Here is a 17,903-nt window from a genome sequence, read left to right as displayed (position 1 = left end):
GCTTACCCGCGCCGTTTCTTCTTCAACTCGATCGTTTCGAACAACTCATAGTTTTGCGTGGGTGTCTGGTCGGCACCCGGCGCGTGGTAGTAGTTCATCGTAATCGTCGTCTCGCCACCCGGTTGTCCCGGGTCGTGATCGAACACCGCGATGCCGTAGCCCGTGCCGGTGTCGCGTTGCGCCGACCAGATGGCATCTTCAACGGCGTCCGCGCCGGCACGCACAAACGTTCCCGCGGCCGTGCCCGCAACCGGACGATTAGGCCGCGTGAAAATTCGCGCCTGCGGCAAACCGGTACCGGCATCCACCCCGTAGACGTCGAGCGGTGCACTCGTGCCGCCGCCGCCGAGAATCAGGTGAATCGTGCCGTGACTCGTATCGAACGTCGACGCCCCCGACGACACCGCCGACATCACTGGCCGCGGCTGCAAGGTATCGACCACGCGCCCCGTGGCGATATCGGTGCCCTTGTTGTGATTGCAACCGCGCACGGGATAGCTGCGTTCGTAATCGTGGTCATGTCCGCACAGCACCAGATCGACGCCGTAGCGGTCGAACAGTGGCAACCACGCCTCGCGAATGCCCTTGTCGGAACCGTTGCCGGTCTTCGATGAACTCAGCGCGTCCTGATGCATCTGCACGACGATCCAGTCGACTTCGTGGTCTTCCGCCGCCCGGCGCAATGTCCTCTCGAGCCAGCGGGTTTGCTCGCCTTCGCTATAGCCACGCACATAGAGCGAGGTGCCCGGCTGAATCGGCGGATTGCCGGTGCTCGCCACCGGCACCAGCGGGCTCGGGCCGGCAACGAACGCGGCCGCATCCTGATAGACCACGTCGTCCGCATCGAGCGAAATGAAGAGCACCGAGCTCACGCGGAAGCTGTACCAGCGCCCCTGAAAGCGCGTGTGATTCTCCGGCAGCGTATAGCGCGACAGATACGAGGCGAGGCCTTGCTCGCCGTTGTTGAATTCGAGTTCGTGATTGCCCGGACAGGGCATCCACGGCCGGTTCGACGCCGAAGTCTGGCAGTTGTTGCCGAAATCGCGCCATACGTCCGGCTGATGCGTCGGGTTCAGATTGGCGTAGCAAAGATCGCCGTTGAGCAGGTGGAACAGCGGCTCGAATCGCTCGACGGCCTGAACCGCGAAACGGCTCTGCGGCGACGACAGGACCCAGCCGGTATTGGGCGTCGCGAGGTCGCCGTAGCTGGTCCAGCGGAACGGCGCACGGCCGCGCGGCGCGGTGTGAAAGCTTGCCGTAAAGGGTTGAGCCGCGTTGCTGTCGTTATCGGCGCTCACCTCGTACTGGTAGCCCGTATCGGGCTTCAGGCCGCGCAGACGCGCGTGATAGGTGAACACGACCTCGCCGTTGATGCCATCGGTATAGGTGCTCTGGACACCGTGCACCGTCTGCGCCGTCTCGCCCGCGCCGTTCAGACGCACCCGCGGGTTGACCGCCGGCGCCGGCGACGACCATGACACGGTCACCTCGCTCGTCGGGTCGTTGCCCCAGGTCAGGTGAATCTGCTCCGGCGTGCCGTCGGGCGCGCCGTTGGCGCCGCGCGCCGTCAACGCGAGCGTGCCCGCGGCCGTCGCGAAACTGGATGCGCCCGCCAACTTCAGAAACCCACGGCGCGAGACGATGCTGGCGCCCTGATCGGTCGGCAAGTCCTTGACGATTTTCTTGTTTGTCATGTCGGGTGTTGTTGTAGGGGGGGTGGAAGGTCGCCCATGCGGAAGCGGACGGCGGCCAGTTGGCGCACGGTGCGATGTTGGCCGCGCGTGCCGGGCCGTACCAGGGCACGACTGAAGTGACAGCGCATCCTAGTCGCGAAGCTATGACAGCCAGATGAAACGGCCATCCAGAACAAGGTGGCAAAAGCCTTCCAAGCGCGCAGAAAACCGGCACGGCGCCTCATCTTCAGGCATCGCGAGCGGCCTGCCGGACACGCCGAAATACCACGCCCGGCAGCCCGATTCATTAAGGGTCTGCATCCCCCACCCCTCCGGCGTGTAAACTGCTGACTTTTTTGACTCTGGTGGTATGGTGCAAGTCCCCCAGCGCACAGCTTTCAGCGGCCCGGCGCTCATACGTTTACTTGCCAGCCTGACGGACGTCGACGTTCCCGAATCCAGCCAGTCGCTGTCGGACCGGCTGAGCCAGTGGCTCGGCTGGACCGATGCGATCGCGTTGTCCTCGGCGTTAAACAACAACCCGCCGGCCGTCGGCGCCGGCGCGCGCGCCTTCGGCGACGCTGAGGAGAGCGAGTGCGCCCGCGCGCGCACGTCGTTGGCGAACGCCATCGTCGGCGATAGTGTGTTTGCCGCCGCGCGGCGTCGCGGTTCCGGGGCGCACGCGCCGGTACAAAGTGGCTCCGACGATGCGCCGGTCGACTACGCGGTGTTCCGGCAACGCTACCTCTCCATGCAGCAGACGATGGAAACGGGGGTCGGCAACCTGCGCGGCCGCCTGCGGGCCATGCTGGCCGCCAAAACGCCCGCCATGGCCCGGCTTGCGGTGGTGGATGCCGTGATGGAGCGCGCGCTCAGTGAGCGCGAGCGGAGCCTGCTGGCCGCCGTGCCGGGCTTACTCGCCGGGCACTTCCAGCGTTTGCGCGAAGCGGAGCAACACATGCTGGCCGACGCCGAAGCCCCGGCGGACGACGCAGCGGCCCCAGTGACCACTGCGGCCGCACCCGCCGTCACGCCCGGCACCTGGCTGGACACGTTCCGCAAGGATATGCAGAGCGTGTTGCTGGCCGAACTGGATGTTCGTTTACAACCGGTCGAAGGGTTGCTCGCAGCCCTTCGCACCCGCTAACTGGGACACTATGTCCAGATATCTCAATCTCGTTGTTTTTCTGGTAGGTCTGGCCGCGGTGTGCTGGATCGGTGGCGGCTACGTCGGCTCGAACGCCCTCGCCCTGGCTGTCACGATGTTGATCGGCGTTTGCTATCTGGCGGGCGCGCTCGAACTGCAGCGCTACGGCCAGGCCACGGCCACGCTGACGCATGCGGTCGCGGGCCTGTCCACGCCGCCGCCAAGCCTCGGCAGCTGGCTCGAACCGCTGCATCCCAGCCTGCGCAATGCAGTGCGCCTGCGCGTCGAGGGTGAGCGCGTGGCCATGCCGGGCCCGGCGCTGACGCCGTACCTGGTCGGCCTGCTCGTGTTGCTGGGCATGCTCGGCACGCTCCTCGGCATGGTCGCGACCCTGCGAGGCACCGGCATCGCGCTGGAAAGCGCGACGGACCTGCAAGCGATCCGCGATTCGCTCGCCGCGCCGGTCAAGGGCCTGGGCTTCGCGTTCGGCACCTCGATTGCGGGCGTGGCCACCTCCGCGATGCTGGGGCTGCTTTCGGCGCTGAGCCGGCGCGAGCGGATTCAGGCGGCGCAAATGCTCGACGTGAAAATCGCAACGACTTTGCGCATCTACTCGCAGAGCCATCAGCGCGAAGCAAGCTTCAAGCTGTTGCAGCAGCAGGCCGAGGTGATGCCGACCCTCGTCGACCGTCTGCAGGCGATGATGGCCGCCATCGAGCAGCAAAGCCACACATTGAACGAGCGGCAGATCGCCAGCCAGACCACTTTCCACGACAAGGCCGAGGCAGCCTATACACGCCTTGCCGCTTCTGTGGAGCAGTCGTTGAAGGAAAGCGTCGCCGAAAGCACCCGCGCCGCCAGCGCGGCGTTGCAGCCGGTCATGACGGCCACGATGGCCGGTCTCGCGCGCGAAAGCGCCGCGCTGCACGACACCGTTACGCACGCGGTGCAACGGCAACTGGACGGACTCTCGGCCGGGTTCGAGACCACCGCGAGCAACGTCACGGACATCTGGAACAAAGCCCTGGAGAAGCAGCAGCAATCGGGCGAGGCGCTCACCGAGCATCTGGGCGCGTCTCTCAATCGATTCACCGAGACCTTCGAGCAACGCTCGGCCGGCCTGCTGGATGGCATCTCCGCACGGCTCGACGCAACGGCCGGCAGCGTGACGGCGGCATGGAACGAAGCGCTGTCGCGGCAGGACCAGGTCAGCGAGAAGCTGGCGGACCGCAATCAGCAAGCGCTGGCGGCGGCCGCAGCGACCTTCGAGCAGCATTCGGCATCGCTCTTGCGCACGGTGGGGCAATCGCATACGGATTTGCAGACGGAATTGGCCTCGCGAGACCAGCAGCGTCTGGCGAACTGGACCGAGACGCTTGGGTCGATGGCGAAGTCTTTGAGCGAGGAATGGGAGCAGGCCGGTACGCGCACCGCGAGCCGGCAGCAGGAAATCTGCGACGTGCTCGCACAGACCGCACGCGACATCTCGGCCCAGACTCAGGCACACGCAAGCGGCACCATCGCCGAGATCGACCGGCTCGTACAAGCCGCGGCGCAAGCTCCAAAGGCTGCGGCGGATTTGCAGGCGGAACTCGCCGCGCGCGATCAACAGCGACTTGTGGCATGGACAGAAACGCTCGGTTCCATGGCCGCGACGTTGAGCCAGGAATGGGAGCAGGCCGGTACGCGCACCGCGAGCCGGCAGCAGGAAATCTGCGACGTGCTCGCACAGACCGCACGCGACATCTCGGCCCAGACTCAGGCACACGCAAGCAGCACCATCGCCGAGATCGACCGGCTCGTACAAGCCGCGGCGCAAGCTCCCAAGGCCGCAGCGGATTTGCAGGCGGAACTCGCCGCGCGAGATCAACAGCGACTGGCAGCCTGGACCGAGACGCTCGGTTCCATGGCCACGACATTGAGCCAGGAATGGGAGCAGGTCGGCGCGCGCACCGCGAGCCGGCAACAGGAAATCTGCGACACGCTGGAACAAACCGCGCGCGACATCTCGGCCCAGACCCAGGCGCACGCCAGCAGCACGATCGCCGAGATCGGCCAACTCGTGCAGGCCGCATCGGAAGCGCCCAAGGCCGCGGCGGAAGTCGTCGCCGAATTGCGTCAGAAGCTCTCCGACAGCATGGTGCGCGACACCGCGATGCTGGAAGAGCGCAGCCGCATGCTGGCAACGCTGGAAACCCTGCTCGATGCCGTGAACCACGCATCCACCGAACAGCGTTCGGCCGTCGACGCGCTGATCGCGACGTCGGCAGATCTGCTGGATCGCGTCGGCACCCGTTTCACCGACAAGGTCGAACTCGAAACCGGCAAGCTGGGCGCGATTGCCGCGCAGGTGACCGGCAGCGCCGTCGAAGTAGCGAGCCTCGGCGAAGCATTCGGCGCGGCCGTGCAGTTGTTCGGCGAATCGAACAGCACGCTGGTCGCGCATCTGCAACGTATCGAAGCGGCGCTCGACAAGTCCCTCGCGCGCAGTGACGAGCAGTTGGCCTATTACGTGGCGCAGGCGAGAGAAGTGATCGACCTGAGCATGATGTCGCAGAAGCAGATCGTCGAAGACCTGCGGCATCTCGCGGGCAAACGCGCGCCGGTTGGAGCTGAAACGGCATGAGCGAGGAAATCGACGGCGGCATGGAAACGGCGGCGCCCATCTGGCCCGTCTTCGGCGACCTGATGTCGGTGCTGCTGGGCGCCTTCGTGCTGATCCTGGTGAGCGTGATCGGCGTGCAACTGGAACTCTCGACCCGGCTGGAGCAGGAAGTCAAGCAGCGGCAAATGGAAACGCAGCGCCGCAAGACCCTGGAACAGGCACTGGCAGGACCGCTGGCTGCGGGCCGGGTAACGCTGGTCAACGGCCGCATCGGCATCAACGGCAACGTGCTGTTCGCGCTCAACTCCGATCAGTTGCAGCCCGAAGGCCGCGACGTGCTGAAGAGTCTGGCGGGGCCGTTGTCCGCCTACCTGCGGGCCAATGACCAGATCCTGATGGTGAGCGGCTTTACCGATGACCGGCAGGTGCGCGAGGCTAACCGGCGCTTTGCCGACAACTGGGAACTGTCGGCCCAGCGCGCGTTGACGGTGACCCGTGCGCTGATCGACGAGGGCGTGCCCTCCTCGGCCGTATTTGCAGCCGCGTTCGGCTCCCAGCAGCCCGTCAGCTCGAATGCCGACGACCAGGGCCGCGCCAAAAACCGGCGCGTGGAAATCGCACCGGTCCCGCGGCCTTCGAGCGCAACGGTGAAGCCTCGTGAGTAATGTGACTCGTGCGGACGGTAGCGCTAGCGATGTGACTGGCAGCGCCCGGGCCACGCTCGATGCATGGCGTGAGTGCGGCGCCGATCGGCTGAACCCGATCCGCTTTCATTTCATCGAGGCGCTGGAGCGACGGGCCGCCGCCCACTGCGGCGAGGCGCGGCGTCTGCTGGACGAGCGGCTGTCCGGATTGATCGCGGCCTATGCCGGGGATCTCGAACGCACGGCATCTAACGCGGCCGAGACTGCTGTCGACCCGGGCAGTGCGGCATCCTTCACTGAACCCGCGCTCGACACGCTGGCCGGCCTGGTCGGCTACATGTCGAACCCTACGCCGGCGGACGGCAACGGCCCGGCGGCGGCTAACGCCATGCCCCGGCGTTCCGCTTATCCGGAACTGGAGGTGCTCGATTACTTCAGGCAGACGTGGGCCAAGGTCCGGTCCGAGAAACAGTTGCGGCAGTCGCTCAAGAAAGCGCCGGATAACGCCGGGCCGCTCAATTCGAGCAGCCTCGTGCATCGGTCGCTCTCGTTGATGCGCGAACTGTCGCCGGGCTATCTCCAGCAGTTTCTGTCGTACGTAGACGCCCTATCGTGGATGGAGCAGATGAACGGCGGCAGCGCGTTGCCGGTGAAAGACGCGCCGCGCGCCACGACCGCGAAGAAGAGTGCGCGGAGCAAATCCCGTTAGCGCGGGATCAGATGCCGTTTCGCCCAGCGACTCCGTACCAGCTGACGGAGAACCGGCGGCGTCAGCAGCATCTACTCAGCCGTGCGCCAGGCCCTGATCCTGCGGTTCAGCGGCTCGGAATAAAGCCGGGCAATACCCGCACTCAATGCTGCCGACAGCACAAAAAATCCCGCCAATAGCAGCAGTTTTACGTCGCCAGTCACAACGCGCGGCGGCCACAGTGTTCGCATTGCGCCAAGCACGATGAGGTGGAAAAGATAAAGCTCGTAGCTGAGCCGCCCGAACCACTCGAAACCCAGCAGAACCCGGCCGACACCAACGGCAGGTGTGGCCGCCCGGCCAGACGCGCCCAACAACAACACAGCCGTTCCCAAGGCCATTCCCGTCACACCGAGGACATTGGTTTCCGCAATCGGCCCACCCAGATACAGGACCACCATGGCCGCCGCCACAACGCCTTGCAGGAGGGTTGCCGCGCGACCGTGCAACGTTATCCGTTTCGCGAGCAAAGCCGTGCAGCAGCCAATAGCGATGCCGTCGAACGAAGCGAAATAAGCGTACAGAAAACCGCCTTCATCCCCCTGATGGGTAAAGCGAGAAACCGGACCGATAACAATGATCGCAGCCCAGAAGATCAGCAGGCGCGCTTCACGCCGCAAGACGAGACAGAGGATCGGGAAGAACAGATAAAACACCTCTTCCACCGACAGCGACCACAGCACACCCAACGGGTAGTTGACCCACCCATGCATGCCGATGAGCACATTCATCCAGAAAGTCAGCGACGCCAGATTGACGAGCCAGAAAGAAACCGCTGTGCCGCCCGGCGCGTGATTCTGAAAGATGGCGACGCCCGCCAGCGCGAGCAGATTGACCGTGCCGAGCAGCAGCACGAGGCACGGGACAATGCGCGCAATACGCAATCGATAGAATGCCCGCGCGTTGATGCCGTCAAGCCCGGACCAACGACGCCCGGCATTCGACGTAATCAGATAACCCGAGATGACGAAGAACATCGTCACTCCATAGTTACCGTTTCGAGCAACCGCCCGCACCGCATCCCAGCCGAATACTTGCGCCAGAAACGTGTCGTTCAGACGGTACGCAATGTTGAAGTGATGGAACAGGACAAGCAGAATCGAGACGCCGCGGATCACGTCGATCCGGGCGTTGCGCCGGCCAATGCTCATCATGTCCGAGCCGCCGTCCACCTCACAAATACGGCGCCGACTTCTCGCAGGACAGCCTCGCGAGCGGGCATGCCAAGCGCGGGAGCATCGTAATAGGCTGCGATCAGAAGTGGAGCGCGTCCTGGTGGACGCACGATTGCATAGTCGTTGGTTTGTTCTTCCACGCTGGTTCCAGGTCGGTCAGCCGCTACCCAGTCCGGTGGCAACGCCGCGCGGAGCCGGTTCAGACCCGGCTTGCAGGCAGTCATCCACTTTTCAAGTTGCGTACGCGATTGAGGGCTCAGCACATTGCCCAAAAGAATCTTGCTCGCCGAGTTCGTGATCGATCGTGGCGTCGTGGTATCGAGCACGCCGCTGTATCGGTTCGACTCGGGCTCGTACCGATCGGAACGCGTCACGGTATCGCCGAGACCGCGAACGAATTGGGTCAGACCGGCGGGACCACCGGCGCTTCTCATCAACAGCACGGCCGCCGTGTTGTCGCTAACTTCGACGATAGCCTGGCACAACGCGCCGACCGGCATCGCACCTTCAGCGACATGCGCCTTCGTCACAGGAGACGTAAAGACAAGGTCCTTTTCGGTGTACCGCACAAGGCGGCCAGGATCGTCCTTGCCGGCATCCACGCGGGCCAGCACCTGCGCGGCGAGCAGTCCCTTGAAGGTGCTGCACATCAGAAAGCGTTCGTCGGCGCGATGAGCCAGGGTTCGGCCTGAACCGGTATCGATCGCGAACACACCGAGGCGTCCGCCATGGCGGCGTTCGACATCGGCTAGCGAAACCTCATTGGCGGCGCGTGCGGCCGTCGCGCCGAGACCGAGTAGTAGAGGCAATCCGAGCGTCAAGCTCCTGCGGGTTGCGGAAATGCTCACAGAATCGTTCCTTTTATTCGAATTTTGACTTCTTCTTCGGAATGCAACGGCTCAACCTTGTTTGTGGCTTTGGCGGTGCAATGCGCAATATCCGATTCGCCCAAAAAAAACGGGCCAGTCCCGCGAAGGACTGGCCCGCTTACCGCATTCAATCACGTCTGAGGATTCGTATCGTCGGTGGCTTGAGCATTGGCGGCGTCGTCCTGCTTCTCGCCGTCTTTCTTCTCGACCAACCCCTCCAATGCACCGGCACCTTCAAAGCCTGCTACCGCTGCAACACCTTTCGTTAGCAGACCTGCATCCGGATCGACTTTTTCTGCTGCTTCAACGGCTGCTACTGCGCCAGCGATCTTGCCTACTTCGTCCAAGAGTCCCATTTCGCCCTCCGCGAGAAAAAGTGAAATGCCATCCTCTCACGAACTCGACGCGTTGTCGCCAAATGTAAAATTGATTTACCAGTTAGCCCAGAAGTCGAAATGACATTGAAAGAAACGTCGAATCCACAGGCTTAAATCGGCTTCGTTACCGGCGCAGTGGCAGCCGGATCCGTAACGCTGATTTGCCCCGTTTCGACGTGACCCGCAATGCGCCTCAACCAGCCTGGATTGCCCGCAACAGTCAATTGAAAGTCATACCACTGGCTGCTGCAGGACAGGTCCCAATGCGCTTCCACACTCTTGCCCGCCGGCACCGTCACCGTGAGCGGCGCCTGACCATAGGCGACGTCGGCCGCGGTGACCGTGAGCGGGGTGCTCCCCGCGTTGGACAGCGTGACATAGACGTTGCCGTTGGCCACGTCGTAGCAGGTCACGACATCCGGCTTTGCGGCTGCATCCGCGGTCGACGAACCCGCGAAGCGCCGGAAGTATCCGTTCGGGCCGTAGACGTTCACCATGTAATTGCCATTCGTGTCGAACGCCCACGTATCGGACAATTGCTTGCCGGCTTCGACGGTGTAGCGACGCGGCATCGCGGTCGGATCACCCGTGTACACCCAGAAATGCGCGCCCTGCTTACCGGTGTTCGCGAACGTCAGCGCATAGCCTTGCGACTGCACCTGGCCGTTCACATGCAGCTCGTACGGCAACGCACGCGCGGGCCGCGTGCCGGGCTCCTGCGCCGTTACCAGCTGCTGCGCGGTACTGGCCGGCGCGGCCTGCGCCGTGGCGCGCGCGCATTGCAAATCGGCCTGTGCAACGTAGGTTTGGGTACTCGGCAGCGACGGCACGGTAGCGTCGGACTTCGAGAAGTCGAGCGCCGAAGACAGGTCGCCGCAAATCGCACGGCGCCATGGCGAGATGTTGGTTTCGATCACGCCGAAACGCTTCTCGATGAATTGCAGCACCGACGTGTGATCGAATACCTGCGAGCAGACGAAACCACCTTTCGACCACGGCGACACCACGGTCATCGGCACGCGCGGACCGAGACCGTACGGCAGATTGTCGGCGGTATAAGTGCCGGCTTGCGTCGCGGTCACAACGCTATGCCGTTCGAGCGAGATGTCCACGGTACTCATACCCGAACCCGGCAACGTGGGTGCTTGCGGCGGCACCACGTGATCGAAGAAACCGTCGTTCTCGTCATACATGATGAACAGAACCGTCTTGCTCCACACATCGGGGTTCGATGTCAGCGCATCGAGAATCGTCGAGATGTAATTGGCGCCGTAGAGCGGTGTGAATTTCGGATGTTCCGAATACGCAGCGGGCGGCAGCAGCCATGACACTTGCGGCAGCGCATTAGCCTGTACGTCGGCCTTCAACTGCGTCAACGTGCGTGTACTCATGCCGCGATTCTGCAGCGACGACCCCGCCGGTGCATTCACGAAGTTCTGGAACGAGGCCAGCATGTTCGTGCCGTAGTTGCCGCTGAAATTGTCGAAGCCGGTACCTTGCTGGTAGATCTGCCACGAGATGCCGGCCGTCTCGAGCCGCTCGGGATAGGTGGTCCAGTTGAAGGGCTGCAGCTTGATCGTGTCGAACTGGTTGTCGATGAAATCGGTGTTGTCGAGCAGCGGGCCGCCACCGGTGGCGAGCGGGTCGACCATCCCCGTCATCAGATACATGCGGTTCGGGTGTGTGTTGCCAGGGATCGAACAGAAGTAGTTGTCGCACACGGTGAAGGCATCCGCGAGCGCGTAATGGAACGGAATGTCCTCACGCACGTGATAGCCCATCGTCATATTGCTCTTCTGCACAGCCCATTTGTCGGCGCGGCCGCTGTCGATCGCACCGTGCGTGGTGGCCCACGTATGCGGCAGGCCGCCGATACATTGCGCGTTGACGTTCGGATTGGTCGTGTCGTAGCGGAACGGCGCGATCACCTTCGTCTGATCCTCCTGACGCGGTTGGAACCACGCCGGCTGGCCATTCGGCAGCGTCACGGGAAAGCGGTCGTTATACCCGCGCACGCCGCTCAGGTGACCGAGATAGTGATCGAACGAGCGGTTCTCCTGCATGAAGACAACAATGTGCTGCACGTCCTGAATCGTCCCCGTCACCGAAGCCGGCTCGATTGCGAGCGCTTTGCGAATCGATTCGGGAAACAGGGTAGTGGCGGCTGTCGCGCCCGCCAGTCCGGCGGACAGCTTCAGAAAATCTCGGCGCGTTTTGGTGACCATGCGATGGACCTAGTTTGAATTCCGGGCTCAGGAGGCGGGCGGGACGAAACCCGGCGGGCAACTCATGCGCGCATTGGCGAGCGTGGCGTTGCCGCATGCTGACTTCGCCGATGCAGCGGGCGTCGACGCAGGCGACGACAGGCCGTCGCCGCACGCGCCAAGAAGCGTTGTCACGGCAATCGCACCGACGAGCGCAAGAAGCCGGAATGCCGAAGTCGGCATGAGTGTCTCCATGGAAATGAATGACGGACGCGAGCGCGCGTCGGCAACCGCCGCGCTCATGCGCCAGCAGTGCCGAGAAGATAATTACGCTTTATTACATGCGAGTGTCGTGGTGAAAAACAGGCGAACTACGGATAACCGTTAGCGCCCCGGCGGCTGAGGATTATTCGCCGGATTGGTATCGAACCGGGCGACGTTCTTAATGCCTTCATCACTGACGAGTGCCAGCAATTCAGCTTCCATCACGTCGGCGATTTCTTTGCCGTATATCTCCTCGCCATTTACATAGAGTGTGAACGACTGCAAGTACTTTGCTTGCTTCTCCGGGTTCTCGATTGTCTGCCGGGTCCATTGATAAAGCGGATAGTTTTCCGTTCCCTGCTTTTCCGCTTCGCTCACGTAATCCGCGAAGGCGTCGAACTGACACTTCAAGCTCGCGTGGTGCCGGCGTAGCACTTCATGAAGCGCGGCATGCGAAACGCCCTGCGGGTTGGCGCGCAGATCGGCGGCAAGTTTGGGCGTGACGGTGATTCTTAGCTGGAATTGCCAGGTGAGTGCCATGTCGACCTCGGTATCGCGCCAGCAGCATGCGCTAGTGGAAATAAGCCGGCGCTATTGGCCGTCATGCAATGGCGACTATAGACCGGTTAATTCTGAATCGACTCGCCAATGGTTCTCGCGCGATTTAATTACGATCTGCTTTCAAATCAAAAGAGAATCAATCTTCAGTCAATTTCTCTGCGGACTTGCCGATAACACGTGAACCCGCCTTCGCATAAGCGCCGAGGCGGGCGGCCACCTCATTCAGACCATAACCAAAGAGGCATTTAGAAGCCCATGTTTGCTTTGCGAAGGATTCTCCTCGTCATTCCGATTGCCACGCTCGCCGCGTGCTCGGTTGTCGCGCCGCCCTATTCGGCTTCCGTCGACAATATCCAGACACTCAAGAACGCATCGCCTCTGGCAACGCGTCTCGGCACGTTCACCAACGATAAAGCCGACGGCGATCATTCGTCCGTGCAACTGCGTGCGAACCGTATGACTTCGCCGGTTGGCGATTCGTTTGCCCAATATCTTTCCGGCGCCTTACAGCAGGAACTGGCCATCGCCCGCGCGTTGTCGCCCGATGCCAAGGTCGAACTGAGCGGCGTGCTGCTGAAGAATAACGTCGACGCCAACATCGGCACGGCCACCGGCACGATCTCCGCTCGCTTCATCGTCAAGCGCGGCGATGAAGTGCGATACGACAGCGTGAAAACCGCAACGACGCAATGGGACTCGTCATTCGCAGCTGCGATCGCGATTCCGCGGGCGACCCAGGAATATCCGCTGATCGTCCAGAAACTGCTCGCGTCGCTCTACGCGGATCCCGCGTTCATGCAAGCCATCCAGTAACCCTCCATTTCTCACAGACCAGAAATCATCATGAAACTGATGCACCTTATTCGCAGTATCGCGGTCACTGGCGCAATCGCGTCGCTCGCAGGTTGCGCACACGACATCACCATCTCCGGCGACCCGGCTGCACTTACGGCGGCCACCACCACCGCGGCAACGGCCACGCCACAGGCGACGGCACCGGCGAGCGCGCAAACGCCGCCGATCAACAAGACGGTCGGGCTTGTGATTACCGACGAACTGCGCACCAAGGAAGTCGTTACGCCGGGCGGCGGTGGCGACAAGGTGGCCTACAAACCGTATCGCGATCTGGAACTGCCGATCTATGTCGAACTGAGCCAGGTGTTCAGCAATGTCGTGAAGCTGAATACCGCGCCGGATCAGGCAACGGTTCAATCAAAAAATCTGAGCTACGTGGTCACGCCGACCATCTCGACGACGTCCTCGTCGCCGAGCCTTCTGACCTGGCCGCCGACCGATTTTTCGGTGACGCTCGTGTGTACCGTGACCGATCCGAGCGGCAAGCTCGTGACGAAAAAGGAAGTGACAGGTAACGGTCACGCGGAGTTTAGCGAATTCAAACGCAATTTCGGTCTCGCCGCGCAACGCGCGACGACTGACGCCGTGCAGAAGCTGCAAGCCGCCATGCAGGACACGCCGGAACTGCGTCAGTAACAGCAGCCCGCGACGGCCAGCGCCCGCTGCGTTCAGCGGGCGCATCGTTTCGTTCAGTCGCGCGAGAACGACTCGCGGCGCACAGTACTCGACGATCTTCAATCCTTCAAAGCGACGCATCGATCAACGGCATCGCTCGCGTTAGCCGGTAACACCCCGGCACCTCTGCTTCAGGCTGCTTTCAGGCCAGCAGCCCATCAGCACACTGCTCCCGGTCCAGCAGCAGAAAACATCTTCCCTGACGTGTAGATCGGCAAGACGGCGCGCTCGTCCCGATGGCATGGCTCGTGCTTTTCAGTTCATACGTAGAGGAGCCTAACCGCTCAGTCTTATTCCACTTATCGACTCAAGAGCAGGCGCATGACAGCACACAACCAGCGTGAAGCATTGCCACTTTCATACGGCGCCGACTACGAACAGTTGCTCGCCAGATTCAAGCCGATCTTCAACCGGATCGCGGAAGGTGCGCTCGAACGCGAGCGCACGCGTGCGCTTCCCTATGAGCCGATTGTCTGGTTGAAGGAAGCCGGCTTCGGCGCCGTCAGAGTGCCGCGCGAATACGGCGGCGCGGGGGCATCGCTTGCGCAACTCGTACAGTTGCTGATCGAGCTGGCCGAGGCCGACTCCAGCTTGCCGCAAGCGTTGCGCGGCCACTTCGCGTTCGTTGAAGACCGGATCAACGCAGCGCCCGGCGCGGCACGGGAAAAATGGCTGCAGCGCTTCGTGACAGGCGAGATCGTCGGCAATGCGTGGACCGAAGTCGGCGCGGTCAAGATAGGCGATGTGATCACGCGGGTATCGCGCCACGACAACCAGTGGGTCGTCAACGGAACAAAGTACTACAGCACAGGCAGTATCTTTGCCGACTGGATCGACGTCTACGCGCAGCGCGACGATAACGGCGCCGATGTGATCGCAGCGGTGAGCACGCACCAGCCGGGCGTCAGACAAAGCGACGACTGGGATGGTTTCGGCCAGCGCACCACCGGAAGCGGGACGTCTGTATTCGAGAACGCCGTGGTCGACGCCGAGAACATCATCGATTTCTCCACGCGCTTCAAGTACCAGACGGCGTTCTATCAACTCGTGCTGATAGCCGTGATCGCGGGAACGGGTCGCGCCGCATTGCGCGATATCTCGCACGAAGTACGCAAACGCACCCGGGTTTATAGCCACGGCAACGCGCCGCGCGTCAGCGAAGACGCCCAGGTGCAACAGGTGGTCGGGCAAATAGCGGCACGCGTGTATGCGGCGGAGGCCACTGCCGTGCGCGCCGCCGAGCCCGCGCAACGCGCGTACGAAACGCGCTTCGGCACGGACCGCGATGCCGAACAGGCCGCCAACGTGGCAGCCGAAATCGAATCGGCCAAAGCACAAGTGGCCGTGGCCAGTTTGATTCTGCAGGCCACCACCGATCTGTTCAATGCGCTCGGGGCGTCAGGCGTGAGCGAAAACAAACTACTGGACCGCCACTGGCGAAACGCGCGTACCGCTGCGTCGCATAATCCGCTGATCTACAAGGAGCGGATCGTGGGCGACTGGGAAATCAACGGCACCCAGCCGCCCTTCGTCTGGCAGATCGGCAACAGCAGATCCGCCACGTAGATCGTGGCACGTGAGCCTACTTCTGCGCGGAAATCTGTTTGGCCCGAATCAGGCGCGCCCGCAGTACATTGCGACTAATGCCCAGCAGGCGCGCCGCCTGAATCTGATTCCGGTAGCAGAACTCGAACGCCACGCGCATCACCGTGTCTTCGATCTGCTCGAACAGGTTGCCTTCCGCCTGATCGAAGAGATGACGCAACGCCCCCTCCAGTTCTTCGATCGGTGTCGACGCAACCGGGTCGGCGCTCGCGCGTCGCGCGGCGTGAATCCCGAACGACGACATCTGCAGATCGCCCTCGCCTAGCGAATCGCTGCGGCACACCAGCAACGCATAGTGAATGACGTTCTCGAGTTCGCGAATGTTGCCGGGCCAGCTATGCTCCAGCAGTTTTCGCTCCGCGCGCGGCTCGATGCCGACCGGGCCGTAACCCAGCCGGCTTCGATACTCGTCAATAAAATAGCGGGCCAGCGGCAATATATCGCCGGGCCGATCGCGCAGCGTGGGCACGGCCAGATGCACGACGTTCAGGCGATAAAACAGATCCTCGCGGAAATGGCCCGCCGCCACCGCATCCTGAAGGTGCACGTTGGTGGCCGCCAGCACGCGCACGTCGATCGGAATGCTCCTGCGCGAACCGAGCCGCACAATCTCGCGCTCCTGTAGTACGCGCAGCAGCTTGACCTGCATCGACAGCGGCAGATCGCCTATCTCGTCCAGAAACAGCGTCCCGCCATTGGCCGCTTCAAACCAGCCGGGTTTGGCGCAGAACGCGCCGGTGAACGCGCCTTTCTCGTGGCCGAACAACTCGCTCTCCACCAGCGACTCGGAGAATGCTCCGCAATTGACCGCCACAAACGGACCGTCCTTGCGAGCACTCAGGTTATGCACATGACGTGCAACCAGTTCCTTGCCGGTGCCGGTCTCGCCGATCACAAGCACGTTCGCCTCGCTCGGCGCGACCATGCGAATGCGTTCGAGCAAAGCCACCGATTGCGGGTCCGAGAAGATCTGGGCGGTGGCGCGAATGGAGGTGGTCAGCGCGCGCTTGTCGGGCATCGTCAACAAAGGCGGGGCTTCCGCTCGCGCGATAGCTGCCCGGTCCGGTAACACGTGATCGAGTGAATAGTTCATGAGTAGAAGCTCGGCGTCGGATATCGTTGCGTCAGCGCCCATTCACCGATTTCCCGGAGCTTATAGGCGAGTGGATCGTGAAGCGTATGAGTGCGCAGATTTCGCCAGTGACGGTCCAGCCTCAGCGCGCCATGCGTCGCACGCGCGCCCGCCACATCGAACATACGGGTGCAGATGGTGAGCCCGATTTCCGTGGCAGCCACTTTGGCCGTTGCGACCGCCAACGCCACTTCGCCGCGCTCGGCGTCGGTCAACGCATCCCCACGGGCCCAGGCCGCGTCGAATCGATCAGCCGCGCGGTCGGTCAGGAGCCGCGCCGCTTCGAGCCCCGCCCAGAACTCGCCGTACTGGCCCAGGATATAAGGATCCGCCGCGGTGGTTTGCACGCCGGACGTGTGCCACGGCCGCGCTTCATGAAGCGTGTAATGGCGGGCGTCGTTAAACGCGCTTTCACCGATGCTCAGATAGACATTCGTCAGGATGAGCTGAGCGAGCAAAGGACGCAGACAGGCAAAAGGCGTCGACAACGGCCCGGGGTCGGTCAGAATCTCGTGACTCTCCACCCGCACCTTTTCCAGCGTCACCGTGCCACTGTCCGTTTGCCGCTGGCCGATATTGTTCCAATCCTCGGCGACGGAGATGCCGGTGCGCCCGGTCGGTATCGCCGCGATCAGCAACGCGCCGGTGCCGGCGTCTCGCGCGGAGGCAATCAGCATTTCGGAATCGAGCGCGCCGGAACAAAAGCTCTTCTGCCCGCTGAATTCCCGCCAATCCGCGTGCGAGTGACTCACGGCTCGCTCATCGAGCGGGTTTAACGCATTGCCCCAGAACCATTGGCGCCGGGCAGTCTGCTCGAACCAGGCACGCCACTGCGCCGGCGAGCCGAACAGACGCACGGTCGCGAGCATCAGATGGTGAAAGCCAAATACATGGCCGAGCGAACTGTCGGCTCGACCGAGCGTGCGCACCACATCCAGCGTCTGCCGCCAGTTGGCCCCGAGGCCGCCGTGCGCCTCGGGAATGCTCATCGACAGCAGACCGCTGGCGCGTAATGCGTCCCGCTCGGCCTTCGGCGTACCGCCCCGCGCGTCGCGTTCGGCGGCGGTTATCGCAAACGTGGCCGCGAGCCGCTGCGCGGTCTGCAAAGGTGTTTCAGTTAGCGATGCACGCTCCGCGTCGAGTAGCACGGAAGCCGGTGCGTCCGGCAGTACGTAGGTCGAATTCATATGAACAAGGGCACTCACACCGCTTGGCGCGGACGTGGACCGTCATCTGACGGCTGACGGGTGGTGAACGGCATCGATCATGCGTTGCTTCCTGAGAGACGTATTCTGACCACCTCCCGCAAATTCCGATGCATTTTGTTGTGGTAACCAAAGTCGAATTGCTGCTTACGCAGCAGCATCGT

16 protein-coding genes are annotated in these 17,903 nt (G+C 62.7%); 7 read left to right on the top strand and 9 right to left on the bottom strand.

Annotated features, from left to right (window positions below; translation table 11 throughout):
* Positions 1 to 2 precede the first annotated feature (2 nt).
* Positions 3 to 1,694 (bottom strand): purple acid phosphatase family protein, encoded by a 1,692-nt coding sequence (locus GH665_RS23805; RefSeq protein WP_153139485.1) that lies wholly within the window; start codon positions 1,692 to 1,694, stop codon positions 3 to 5.
* A 349-nt stretch (positions 1,695 to 2,043) separates the two neighbouring features.
* Between GH665_RS23805 and GH665_RS23800 the strand changes: the two genes are divergently transcribed.
* The 4 genes from GH665_RS23800 to GH665_RS23785 are packed head-to-tail and all read left to right on the top strand — an operon-like array spanning position 2,044 to position 6,778.
* Positions 2,044 to 2,820, top strand: coding sequence for a DUF3348 domain-containing protein (locus GH665_RS23800; RefSeq protein WP_153139483.1), 777 nt, complete (start codon positions 2,044 to 2,046; stop codon positions 2,818 to 2,820).
* Positions 2,821 to 2,830: 10 nt separating this feature from the next.
* Entirely contained in the window at positions 2,831 to 5,446 is a 2,616-nt protein-coding gene (locus GH665_RS23795) for a DUF802 domain-containing protein (RefSeq protein WP_153139481.1), read from the top strand.
* Positions 5,443 to 6,090 (top strand): OmpA family protein, encoded by a 648-nt coding sequence (locus GH665_RS23790; RefSeq protein ID WP_153139479.1) that lies wholly within the window; start codon positions 5,443 to 5,445, stop codon positions 6,088 to 6,090. The genes GH665_RS23795 and GH665_RS23790 overlap by 4 nt, the downstream gene beginning before the upstream one ends.
* Positions 6,083 to 6,778: a DUF2894 domain-containing protein gene (locus tag GH665_RS23785; protein WP_246216342.1), complete on the top strand. Its 696-nt coding sequence runs from the start codon at positions 6,083 to 6,085 to the stop codon at positions 6,776 to 6,778. Before GH665_RS23790 ends, GH665_RS23785 begins: the two co-directional genes overlap by 8 nt.
* A gap of 71 nt (positions 6,779 to 6,849) precedes the next feature.
* Here GH665_RS23785 and GH665_RS23780 read toward each other — a convergent pair whose 3' ends face one another.
* The 6 genes from GH665_RS23780 to GH665_RS23755 all read right to left on the bottom strand — a co-directional run bounded on the left by GH665_RS23780 (position 6,850) and on the right by GH665_RS23755 (position 12,246).
* Entirely contained in the window at positions 6,850 to 7,968 is a 1,119-nt protein-coding gene (locus tag GH665_RS23780) for an acyltransferase family protein (RefSeq protein WP_153142265.1), read from the bottom strand.
* Complete coding sequence (bla, locus tag GH665_RS23775; protein ID WP_153139477.1) at positions 7,968 to 8,840, bottom strand: class A beta-lactamase; 873 nt, start codon at positions 8,838 to 8,840, stop codon at positions 7,968 to 7,970. Before bla ends, GH665_RS23780 begins: the two co-directional genes overlap by 1 nt.
* Before the next feature lie 152 nt (positions 8,841 to 8,992).
* Positions 8,993 to 9,217 carry a hypothetical protein gene (locus GH665_RS23770; RefSeq protein ID WP_153139476.1) on the bottom strand — a complete coding sequence of 75 codons (225 nt, stop codon included), beginning with the start codon at positions 9,215 to 9,217 and terminating at the stop codon, positions 8,993 to 8,995.
* A gap of 131 nt (positions 9,218 to 9,348) precedes the next feature.
* The gene (locus tag GH665_RS23765; RefSeq protein WP_153139474.1) at positions 9,349 to 11,463 is read right to left on the bottom strand and encodes a phosphocholine-specific phospholipase C; all 2,115 of its coding nucleotides are present in this window, start codon (positions 11,461 to 11,463) and stop codon (positions 9,349 to 9,351) included.
* A gap of 27 nt (positions 11,464 to 11,490) precedes the next feature.
* Complete coding sequence (locus tag GH665_RS23760) at positions 11,491 to 11,685, bottom strand: hypothetical protein (RefSeq protein WP_153139472.1); 195 nt, start codon at positions 11,683 to 11,685, stop codon at positions 11,491 to 11,493.
* Between the two features lie 141 nt (positions 11,686 to 11,826).
* Positions 11,827 to 12,246, bottom strand: a complete 420-nt coding sequence (locus tag GH665_RS23755) for a hypothetical protein (RefSeq protein WP_153139470.1) — start codon at positions 12,244 to 12,246, stop codon at positions 11,827 to 11,829.
* Between the two features lie 276 nt (positions 12,247 to 12,522).
* Here GH665_RS23755 and GH665_RS23750 point away from each other — a divergent pair, with 276 nt between their 5' ends.
* The 3 genes from GH665_RS23750 (at position 12,523) to GH665_RS23740 (ending at position 15,363) form a co-directional block, all read left to right on the top strand.
* Positions 12,523 to 13,080, top strand: coding sequence for a hypothetical protein (locus GH665_RS23750; RefSeq protein ID WP_153139468.1), 558 nt, complete (start codon positions 12,523 to 12,525; stop codon positions 13,078 to 13,080).
* Positions 13,081 to 13,110: 30 nt separating this feature from the next.
* The gene (locus GH665_RS23745) at positions 13,111 to 13,758 is read left to right on the top strand and encodes a hypothetical protein (protein ID WP_153139466.1); all 648 of its coding nucleotides are present in this window, start codon (positions 13,111 to 13,113) and stop codon (positions 13,756 to 13,758) included.
* Between the two features lie 360 nt (positions 13,759 to 14,118).
* Entirely contained in the window at positions 14,119 to 15,363 is a 1,245-nt protein-coding gene (locus GH665_RS23740) for an acyl-CoA dehydrogenase family protein (protein WP_153139434.1), read from the top strand.
* 16 nt (positions 15,364 to 15,379) lie between these two features.
* Here the strand turns inward: GH665_RS23740 and GH665_RS23735 are convergent, their stop codons facing one another.
* Positions 15,380 to 16,495 (bottom strand): sigma-54 interaction domain-containing protein, encoded by a 1,116-nt coding sequence (locus GH665_RS23735; protein ID WP_281357309.1) that lies wholly within the window; start codon positions 16,493 to 16,495, stop codon positions 15,380 to 15,382.
* On the bottom strand, positions 16,492 to 17,721 hold the full coding sequence (locus GH665_RS23730) for an acyl-CoA dehydrogenase family protein (RefSeq protein ID WP_153139430.1): 1,230 nt from the start codon (positions 17,719 to 17,721) through the stop codon (positions 16,492 to 16,494). The genes GH665_RS23735 and GH665_RS23730 overlap by 4 nt, the downstream gene beginning before the upstream one ends.
* Positions 17,722 to 17,903: the final 182 nt, after the last annotated feature.

The organism is Paraburkholderia agricolaris (assembly GCF_009455635.1).
In the GTDB taxonomy this organism is placed as follows: Bacteria; Pseudomonadota; Gammaproteobacteria; order Burkholderiales; family Burkholderiaceae; genus Paraburkholderia; species Paraburkholderia agricolaris.
The sequence above is the reverse complement of the archived record's forward strand: the minus strand, read 5'-3'. Positions and strand labels throughout refer to the sequence as shown.